This is a genomic window from Bacteroidales bacterium (genome assembly GCA_018334875.1).
GTDB lineage: Bacteria > Bacteroidota > Bacteroidia > Bacteroidales > UBA12077 > JAGXLC01.
In genome coordinates this window covers 1-10353 of sequence record JAGXLC010000128.1, presented here as the reverse complement: position 1 = coordinate 10353, position 10353 = coordinate 1, and the positions used below count along the sequence as shown (strand labels likewise).

Below are 10353 nucleotides of genomic sequence, written 5' to 3'. Positions count from 1 at the left end.
TACCATACAGCAGCTCAACACGGCTGTTCGCAGAATGGAGAACTACCTGAACCGGTTCGACCAGGTCCAGCTTTATACCACCCGGATCACCAGCCCCCAGAATGCCCGGATTGTTGTTTATTTTGAGCCCGAGCACGAGCGGAGCTTCTTTCCCTTTGAGCTGAAGGGCAAGCTTATCGCCAGGGCCAACAACCTGGGTGGTATGGACTGGGGCATTTATGGAGTGGGAAGGGGCTTCAGCAATGCCGTTTACACGGGCTACAAAAACGCCCGTGTTTACCTGTATGGATACAATTACGACAGGCTGCATCATTACGCCCAAAGACTGAAAGAGAATGTCAACGCGCACGAGCGGGTTAAAGACCCGGAGATCACCGGTGGAAGCAGGCGACGGTCATCGGGCACACGCCACAAGATGGTGGTGGATCTGAACCGCGAGTACCTGGCCCGGATGGATTTTCCGCCCCGGCAGATTTACCGGTCGCTGAAAAGGGAGACGCCCCAGCCTGAAAACATCGGAAGCTTTTTCATCGGTGGCCAGCGGCAGCAGTTGAACCTGGAGTCCTCTACCAGTCAGTTCGACCGGTGGGACCTGGGCAACATGCCTTTGGACAGCGGGAGGAAGATGACCAAGCTGAAACTGGCCGGTCAGGTAAATCGCAAAAAAACAGGCACTGATATCTACAAGAACAACCAGGAGTACCAGTTGGCGGTAGCTTTTGATTTCGTTGGTCCGAACCCGCTCAAGGAAAAAGTGATGGAGCGGTTCGTGCGGGAGGCCAACGCTGGCCTCCCGCTGGGATACCGGGCTGAACAGGCCTCCTATTCATACTTGAGGGAAGAAGGTGGCAAAGCCTGGATGCTCGGGCTGATCATACTGATCATCTTTTTCATCTGCTCGATCCTGTTCGAGTCGCTGCGCCAGCCGTTTGTCATACTCTCGCTGGTGCCCGTCTCCTTCATCGGGGTATTCCTGACCTTTTACCTGTTCAACATCAACTTCGACCAGGGCGGGTTCGCATCGTTCATCCTCCTGGCAGGTATCACGGTGAACGCGGGTCTTTATATCATCAACGAGTACAACAGCGTATCACGCCTGGGAGGCAGCCACCTGAGGCGATACCTGAAGGCGTTCAACCACAAGATCATCCCGATCCTGCTGACCATCTCCTCTACCATACTGGGGCTGGTGCCGTTTCTCATCGGAGGGCAGGATGAGGCGTTCTGGTTTGCCTTTGCAGCAGGCAGCATCGGGGGACTGATATTCTCGTCGGTCGGGCTGCTGGTATTTCTGCCGGCATTTTTTGTTAGAAAGTGACAGGAATATGCTAATTTTAGTGATTAAAATTGACAGAGGAGTTGGCAAAAAAGGAAATAGTCATTGATTGTCATTTTTTGTCATTGATGGTCATTAGTTTGTATCTCCAATATGCGGGGCTGGTATTGAAATAAAAATGTTCTCAACATTATTGAGTTCAGTCTAAAAGGGTAAACAGAATAAATTGTTTGACGAAAAGAATTTTGTTAAAATAATAATTAAATATATGGCAACCAACTTAAGGGTGGATGTGGGAAGGATTCCCCTTAAGAGCTTGTCCCGATTATTTACCGGGAGGTCAAGGGCGCGGGAGGGAAGAAAGTTTAACATAATAATAATAGCATAAAATGGTTTTCCAGAGTTTCCTTTGTGTCCTTCGAGCCTGACTTGGTGCTCCTTTGTGGTTAAATATTAAACCACTATAGACACGAAGGAATGCTCAAAGGAACTCACAGTCCTAAACATAAATCAACCGACTAAAGCAAAAAATCAGATACTATGCAGAAAATTTTAAACCTCAAAATCCTACTATCTACAGTTGTTCTGTTATTCAGTGGACATTTTGTTACAAAAGCTCAAACCACCACAAAAGAACTCACCTTAAACCAGGTGATCGACCTGGCCAGGGAGCAGTCGCTGGGGGCGCTGGTGGCCAAGCACCAGTTCAGGGCCAGTTACTGGGAGTTCCGATCCTACAAGGCCAGGTACCTGCCCAGGATCACTTTGCAGTCCGATTTTCCCCAGTTCAGCCGAGCCCTCAAAAAATACCAGAATCCTGACGGTTCCTACTCTTATGTAGAGGACAATGTGAATACCTCCACGCTGGACCTCACGATGCAGCAAAATATAGGACTTACCGGGGGATACCTGAGGGTTAACACCGATCTCCAGCGAATTGATCAGTTTGGCGAAAACCGGGCGCATTTTTACAGGTCTTCCCCGGTGAGCATCAGCTACCACCAACCCAACCTGTTTTACAACGAATATAGATGGGAAAAGGAGATCGAACCGCTCAAATACAAGGAAGCCAGGAAGGAGTACCTTGCCTCCCTGGAGGAAGTGACCATACAGGCAGTAAACTACTTCTTCGATCTTTTGCTGGCCCAGAAAAACCTGGAAATAGCTAAAGCCAACTATGCCAATGCCGATACGCTTTACGGAATATCCAGAAAGCGGTACGAGATCGGCACCATTGCCGAAAACGAGCTGATGAACATGAAGCTGAGCTACCTCAACGCGGAGACAAACAAGAACGAGGCCCGCGTGGATCTCCAGGGCGCCAGGATACGCCTTAGATCGTTCCTGGGCTTCAATGAAAACGTAGAGCTTGAGCTTACCGCCCCTTCCGACGTGCCGGATTTAACCATCGACGCGTCAAAAGCGACAGAGCTTGCCGTTGAAAACAACCCGCGGATGGTTAATTTTAAAAAACAACTGCTGCAGGCCAGGCAGAATGTGGCCCAGGCTAGAGCCGACAAGGGGCTTAATGCCGATCTGTTTGCCCGCTTCGGGCTCACCCAGCAGGCCGAGGAGTTTAATAATGTATACAAGAATCCCCAGAACCAGGAAAGCATCACCGTGGGAATGGAAATTCCGCTGGCAGACTGGGGTCAGTCTGAAGGACGTTACCGAATGGCCCAGTCAAGCCAGGAAGTGACCAAAGCCAATGTCGAGCAGTCAAAGCGAGAGTTCAGGCAAAATGTAGCTTTGATGGTGATGCAGTTCAACCTGCAGGACGATCAGGTGGAGGTTAAAGAGCAAGCCAACCAGACAGCCCAGCAAAGGTACGACATCACCCGGAAGCGTTTTTTGGTAGGCAAAGTGAGCGTGCTGGAGCTGAACGACGCCTCCCGCCAACAGGATGAGTCCATGAGGAACTACATCCAGTCGCTGAGAAACTTTTGGCAGGATTATTACGAGATAAGACGCATGACGCTCTACGATTTTATGGACCAGGAAAAGCTTACAGAGGAATTTGAGGCGTTGCATGAATGAGAAGGCATGTAATGTTTGACGGGAGTTCAACTGGAGTTTGACAAAGAGTGTGAAGGTTGCCATGATCCGATGGCTACTGTATTTGAAACATTAGGCGGGTGGTTAATTTATGGTCATTTATTGATTTTTAATAGGTTATTAAATTGATGTTAAAAAATAATTGGTTTTTGAGGTAATTAAATGCCTATGAAATAGTCATTAAGTTGTTTCCAAAGAATCTGGAGGCTTTTTTTCATCCGACAAGAGCATCAGGATTCTTTGTACAAAACCCCGCAAATATCTATATCATTCGGCTGTGGAACCCCGTCTGACCGGTTATTGTGTTTATCTGCAAATAGAATTTTTAATTGACCAAAATATGATATTTCAACAGTATCCAGGGTCATGCATCCCGGTCGGACGGGTCGGCTAAGAGCATGAGCCGAGCGGACACGCACCGGGCTTAAACAAGTGCTACTTTTTAAACACATTGGATAAAAGCTGTTTATATAGAACCCGAAAACAACATTTGTCTTTACAAACGGCAAGCAACCCGCTATAAAACTTATTAAGCGCTCATTACGTGAATAACCATTAAAAACCTAAAAAAATGAATAGTTTTCTAAAAAAATGACTATTGACAGAACCAGACTTTTTATGTTACTTTGTTATAGAGGTTCGTATAAAATGATAAAGCGATTGTTATTCTGTGGTGAATTCGATGGTCATTCGGTTGTCATTCAATCGTATCCGTGTGAAAAGCAATGGCTTATAATATAAATAAGCAAGAAATAGGTAATCTAATTTAGCTTGTGTCTATAAAATAACTGAATGACAATTGAATAAACAATGGAATAACCATTGAATTCGCTAACGAGTTATCAACTGAATGACAATGAATGACTACTGAATTAACAACTGAATAATAAAAGAAAGGAGGTGTCCCCAACTATGCGAGAATCCAGTAATTTTCCCTCGGGTGAAGCAGAAGCAGAGTAATCCGAAGGAAAGTGTGTACCGGCCATCCATCAAAAACGGTTTTTGGTTAGCATTGAATCTAAAAAAGCACGATGCAAACGCTGCTAACCAATAAAAATCAAAGCAATAAGCGTGAGCACCGTGCCAGGTAAAACATTACAAATTTAATAATTATGAAAAAGAAAATCATAAGTTTTGTCGGTCTACTCCTGTTTGTAGGAGTTGTGGCATACAATGTCTATATGGCGAATTCTAGCAATCTGGCTTATAAGTTAAATCTGACAAATATTGAGGCGGTTGCTAGTGGTAGTGCTATATGTTATTGGAATTATTCATGTGGTATAAATAAAATGCCATATAATATTTGCGAAGACGATTGGTATTGTAGGGAAGTGTGGGTTGATATTGCATATTCACCTGCTCAAAATTGTGAATTAAAACCGCAAACAATTTATTGTTCTAACCAGAAGGAAAGTTATCTGTTCCCAATTTTAACTTTTTTCAAGAAGATATTTATAGGATAACAAAGGTTAATGAACATATTTAATTATAAACAAAAACAATTATGAAGGTATTCTGATAAATATCTAATTACAAATTTTTATCAGAATATCTTTCCAAGTCTTTATTTAACCAAAATTAAAATTTTTAAATGCTGTCCTTTAGAATCTTTCTCCGATTGAACTTTTATTTAACATTTATTGCTTTTTTTATACTTTCATCTTGCAATGAAAAAAATTCATTAAGAAAAGAGGTTTCTTTACCAAAATACTCCTCTGCTAATTTAGATAGTATCAATACGCAATCATTTCTTGAAAATCCTATATCAATGGTTGCTAATGATAGTTTTTTAGTTGTTTCGAATTTTAAAACTGATACGCTTTTCAGGGTCTTTAGTCAGCCCAAATGTAAATACTTAGGATGGTTTGGAAGAGAGGGCAAGGGGCCACACGAATTTTTAATGGCTACCCCTAATGGGGTTCGTTTTTATCGTAATCAAGTTCAAGTGGATGACCTTAAAAAAATCTATTATTTAAAATTGCCAGAAGGATCCATTCATAATAATTTCACCATTAAAGAATCATTTTCTAAACCAAGTAATCTACTGCCTTTTAACCAAATCTTTAGATTAGACAAAGAATATATTTGTGGTGTAAATGCAAGCAGGATCGCTCAACAATCCATAGATACTTTGAATATTGACACATACGAAGTCGGTTCTTTTGTTGATTATCCCGATTTTGGGTTAAAGGTTCCGGAAATTGATAGAAGAGCAGTATATACTTTTAGGTATGATGTAAAACCTGATAGGAGTATGTTTGCATTAGTTTATCGTTTTTTTCCTTTGCTAAGAATAGTAGATAAAAAAGGAAACATTTTGCATGTAAGTTATATTACAGGATTACCCGAGCAAATTGAATTTAAAGATTTAGGAACGAGAAATGGAAATTTATTATATGGAGTTCAATATTATGACTATATTAGAGTTACAAATCAACATATATATGTTTTGTACAGACCCCGAAAAGGTAAAAAAGTAAGTGAACGACGATTTGAATCAATGCCCATTGGCCAACAAGAAGTACACATATTTAAATGGAATGGCCAACCCGTTGCCCGGATGAAATTAAAGAAAGGTACTTTAGCCTTTGCTCCCTCCTCGGATGATCGTTACCTATACTGTACAAATATGAATTCCATTGATAAAATTTATCGATATGATTTAAAGAAAATGATCAATCCATAGCACTTGAAGCCATGAAACTTAAATATGCATTATTTTTAATGACTGGGATATTAATGCTTGCAAATATTTATTTTACTATAAAAATTAGAGACTATAAAAAAGAAATTTTTACTCTACAGAAGGAGACTCAGAGTAAAGATAGATTGATTCAACGTTATGAGCAAGGAATTGCTTCATTATATCGAATTAATTTTAAAAGTTCAGAGATTAATGATTTGTTGTCAAACAAATCAGTGATTAAACATCTTGAGACAGGAGAAAAAATAATCTGTTATATGCAAGAAGGTGTGTGTAGAACATGTATTTTCAAAATGTTACAGGATTTATCTATCTTGGAAGAAAAGGGGATGATTGATACAGGTAAGGTTTTGGTTACCACAAATATTGGAAATAAAAATCAACCTTTTAAAATCCCGGAATTTGATTATCCTACTGTTTATGTGGATACATTCTTTTTCCCTGAAGAATTATCCAAAGAATCCATTATTTTTGTTGCTGATGATCAAATGAATGTCGACATGTTATATTTGCCCGAGGTATTTCCAAAACTTCGACAGCAATATTTCAGGGAACTTTTGCCCAATTATTTCAAAAACAAATAAAAAAACCTAAAAAAATGAATAGTTTTCTAAGAGAAAATGACTATTGACAGACACAAATTTTTCATGTTATTTTTTCATAGAGTCTTGTTGTAAAAATAAAAGTATTGGTTAACCAATAGTAAACTGGTTTTTTGAAGATTTTGAATGTTCATTGAGCCGTGGAAGCTCGTAAGTTAAGAATTTAAAGGCATATAAAATATACAGACATGAAACGAACAACAGCAATCCTTACGATTTTTATATTCCTGATCTTCTCTTTTGGCTGCCACCAAAAGCAAATGGAAAAAGAAACTTTTATCGAATTTCCTGAAACCAGGAAATTAATAAGCAAAAAAACAGGAGCCGGGGCTTTTTATAAGTATGTCGGTGGTATAAAAATTTACGATTCATTGTTGATATTGTCCACCAGAAGAGCAGAGAAAAAAATCCAGATCTATGATAAAAATACATTTGAACATATTGCTTCCGCCGGTGTTGTGGGAAAGGGGCCCGGAGAGATTCAACAACCCTGGGGCGCTTCCTGGGATCATAAAAATAAGATCATTTGGTATAATGATTTAACCGGCAGGAAAATATGGGAGTTTAAAGTTGATAGCATTTTAAATCATCCCGGTTACAAACCCACTCACTTTTTTAAAATTCCTGCCCGACCATCCTTTATCAAAGGTTCGGCACCTTTCAAAAATGATTTATTTACCTATCCTACGGATCTTAGGGAAAATTTCCTTATGGTATTTAATGCCCAGGGCAAAATTGTGGATTCAATCCCCAATAAAACCAATATCTATCCGGATTACGATCCCATGGAAATCATATCCAGAACATGGTATCATTACCACATTGCATCTCAAAAACAGAAAATCATTTTCGCTTATAATCATGCCGATTTTATTGTTTGCACCGATTTTGAAGGCAACATCCTGTTCAAAAGACAAGGTCCGGATATGATCCGGGAAGAGACGCCAAAAAAAATGAGCTTTGAAAAGGAAGCCAAAATCAATTTCAAATCAACCTTTAATACCATACGATCCGATAATAGATACATATACTGCCTTTATAATGGCAGAAACAACTCTTATATGGAGGATGAAGAAATCAAACATACTGCTCCAAAAAATTTGTTTATCTATACCTGGGAAGGTTCGCCTGTTATGAGGATCAAGCTGGACCATCCTACCAGTACCTTTGCCCTGGACAAGGAAAACAACCGGATTATTACTTATCCTAATGATATTGGGGATTTGGTGTATTACAATTTTGATTTTGATAAGCTTGAGGAGATATACTAAACCAGGAGGCCGTAGGCTTTATTCCTTTGCGGTATCCAGGCCCTGGAATTCCCCCACATTCAATTACCTTATTACCTTATTGCCGTTAGGGGAAAGAAAATAAGGTAATAAGGTTGAGGGGGCTGGGGGTATCTTATGGCTACTAAGCTTTAAGATAGGGAAAATAAGGTTTTAAATTGGGGGGAACCATTCCAGTTGTATTTAAACCTGTAATTTCTGCAGCTATTGATAAAGATACTTCTTCATCCCGGTATAAGAGATGAATATATTCAAGGCAGTTTCATTTATCCATCCTGTTGGGATGACCGGCGGGTAAATTTTGCTTTTTCTCATTCCAATAATAGAGAAACTCAGGGGAAAAATCCGCTCCGTTTTCCCATTCTATGGTAAAATCATTCAGTTTAAAATTTTTAAAATAGGTCATATCCTTCAAGGGTTCAAAAATTTCTCCCCACAATTCATCTTTAAGATCCACAACTTTCTTTTTACCGTCGTTAAACAAAAACTCGATTTTATATTCCTCTATATAATTGGCATCTAACACTTTAATCAACTCCATGCTACTATTATTTTAAAGGTTCAATATTATTTAAGGGTTTTCTTTTTTCCATCAGTTTCCAGTTCATTAACAATTCATCCTTATGAAGATCCATCCATTCGTATATTAATCTTAATGCCCTTCTGGGTAAAGTACCATGCACTATTTCATCCTGAATATCTATAACGGCTTCATAGTCCTGATATTTCACATGAAAATGCGGTGGATTGTGCTCATTATAGAACATATAAATAACTATCCCATAGAATCTGGAGATTTCCGGCATTCATTAATTATTTTTCTGCTAATTTATTAAAAGAACTTAATTTACTTTTTTGTAACGTAAAAAATAATGCAAATGTTATTTTAGCTGGCTACTAAGCTTTAAGATAAGGAAAATAAGGTTTTGATTTACACAGGTTAATATTTGCTCTTTGAGAAAGGCTCCGGACCGAATAAGAATTAGAACACCCATCTTGTAAATCATGTCTATGTGATTAGAATAGATATGAACCACAGAGGAAAATCACGGAGAAACAAGGAGGGTTTAATTTGCATGATTATTTAAATGACCTTATATGCCTCCCGCCTGCCTGCGGGCATGTATATGGTCAAAATATTTTTGAACTTTCTATTCAGGCCTATTCCTGACCATTATTCCACAGCTTCCTCAAAGTCCTGGTCCAGTTCGTTTTCCTCATCCTGTTCCTTTCTACCCTTGCTCAGCCTTCTTTCAATGCTGGTTTCATAGCTATCGATCAGGGCATTGAGCTCCTTCACCAAGGGCTTATATTTTTCGTATCCATCGATGGTGATGAATGCATTTACACGGTCAAACAGGTTTTTCAGAGCACTTTCAGCCTTTTCACGAAGTTCATGCAATCTGAGAGACTATTTCGGAACCTCCGAAAGTACCATGCATGGATGTGTGAGGATTTCGGAATTATTTATTACTGTTCAATAAACATTAACTTCCCGATAGCTCAATCCCATTTGCTCCCGCTACTTTACGGATGTATTCGGCCGCCCTCCTGTATTCCTCTGCAGTGTCCAGATGCTCCATCATGAGGGGTACGCCATTCAGCTTGCTCAGCTCCTTCAGGAATACCTTGTAATTCATTTCTCCCTGTCCGGGGCGCACCTCTTCCAGTTGAGGGGTGTAGGTATCTTCTCTCAGCACGATATCCTTGGCATGGCAACTTCTGATCCACTTTCCCAGTTTTCTGAAGGATTCCCGGATGAGGGCTCCATTGTTGAAATAGATCTTCGGGCTGGTGATCATGTTCATCGGATCGAGGTGAACAGCAAACCTTTTCCTTTCGATTGCCTTGATCAGGCGGAGATAAGAATCAGGAGAATAAGGGAATGCCCAGGGCATGGCTTCGAGCGCGAAGTAGGTGCGGGTGGGTTTTACCGCATCGATGATCTTACGCGTGGTCTCTACCACCAGGTCGAATGTCTCATCGGTCAGGTTATCTTTGTGAGGGCCTGCCCAGTGCTCTTTATTCCTTGATCCGCTGATGTTCACGCAACATCGGGCTTCTATCTCGTCGGCAAGCTGCAGGTTTCTGATGCATTTATCAATGGCATCCTTCCGCTCTTCTTCATTGGGGCTGATGGGATTGCTCCAGGCGCCCACCTCGGAGATGATGATGCCTGCATCCCCGGCTGCCTTTGCATAGGCATTGATCTTTTCCTTCGGCGCATCTGCCTGAATCGGACAATAGGCCGCTCCATAGCCTTCCTGCTGCAGATAACCGATCCATTCTTCCGGTGATTGATAATCCTTAAATATGGGTCCTCCCAAAGGAATTTTATGATCGTTATTTGAAGTCCGGCCCATTAATTTTCCGGGCAGCACAAATGCTGCAGTGCTCCCTATGGCTGCTGTTTTGATAAAACTTCTT

General features: G+C 40.6%; 10 protein-coding genes. 6 read left to right on the top strand and 4 right to left on the bottom strand.

Translation table 11 applies throughout. The features are described from left to right. The 6 genes from KGY70_11260 to KGY70_11235 all read left to right on the top strand — a co-directional run. Positions 1–1318, top strand: a 1318-nt coding sequence (locus tag KGY70_11260) for an efflux RND transporter permease subunit (protein ID MBS3775758.1), incomplete at its 5' end; no start/stop codon positions are given. A gap of 498 nt (positions 1319–1816) precedes the next feature. Beyond that, the gene (locus KGY70_11255; GenBank protein ID MBS3775757.1) at positions 1817–3313 is read left to right on the top strand and encodes a TolC family protein; all 1497 of its coding nucleotides are present in this window, start codon (positions 1817–1819) and stop codon (positions 3311–3313) included. Positions 3314–4443: 1130 nt separating this feature from the next. Beyond that, positions 4444–4794 carry a hypothetical protein gene (locus KGY70_11250; GenBank protein ID MBS3775756.1) on the top strand — a complete coding sequence of 117 codons (351 nt, stop codon included), beginning with the start codon at positions 4444–4446 and terminating at the stop codon, positions 4792–4794. Between the two features lie 155 nt (positions 4795–4949). Further along, on the top strand, positions 4950–6017 hold the full coding sequence (locus KGY70_11245; protein MBS3775755.1) for a hypothetical protein: 1068 nt from the start codon (positions 4950–4952) through the stop codon (positions 6015–6017). 11 nt (positions 6018–6028) lie between these two features. Next, positions 6029–6619 carry a hypothetical protein gene (locus tag KGY70_11240; GenBank protein MBS3775754.1) on the top strand — a complete coding sequence of 197 codons (591 nt, stop codon included), beginning with the start codon at positions 6029–6031 and terminating at the stop codon, positions 6617–6619. Between the two features lie 206 nt (positions 6620–6825). Further along, entirely contained in the window at positions 6826–7908 is a 1083-nt protein-coding gene (locus KGY70_11235; protein ID MBS3775753.1) for a hypothetical protein, read from the top strand. A gap of 280 nt (positions 7909–8188) precedes the next feature. Here KGY70_11235 and KGY70_11230 read toward each other — a convergent pair whose 3' ends face one another. From KGY70_11230 to KGY70_11215, 4 genes are all read right to left on the bottom strand, one after another. Next, entirely contained in the window at positions 8189–8467 is a 279-nt protein-coding gene (locus tag KGY70_11230; protein ID MBS3775752.1) for a DUF2442 domain-containing protein, read from the bottom strand. Between the two features lie 7 nt (positions 8468–8474). Further along, positions 8475–8732 (bottom strand): DUF4160 domain-containing protein, encoded by a 258-nt coding sequence (locus KGY70_11225; protein MBS3775751.1) that lies wholly within the window; start codon positions 8730–8732, stop codon positions 8475–8477. A gap of 368 nt (positions 8733–9100) precedes the next feature. Further along, entirely contained in the window at positions 9101–9328 is a 228-nt protein-coding gene (locus KGY70_11220) for a hypothetical protein (GenBank protein MBS3775750.1), read from the bottom strand. A gap of 85 nt (positions 9329–9413) precedes the next feature. Beyond that, the coding region (locus KGY70_11215) for a sugar phosphate isomerase/epimerase (GenBank protein ID MBS3775749.1) at positions 9414–10353 on the bottom strand (940 nt) is incomplete at its 5' end.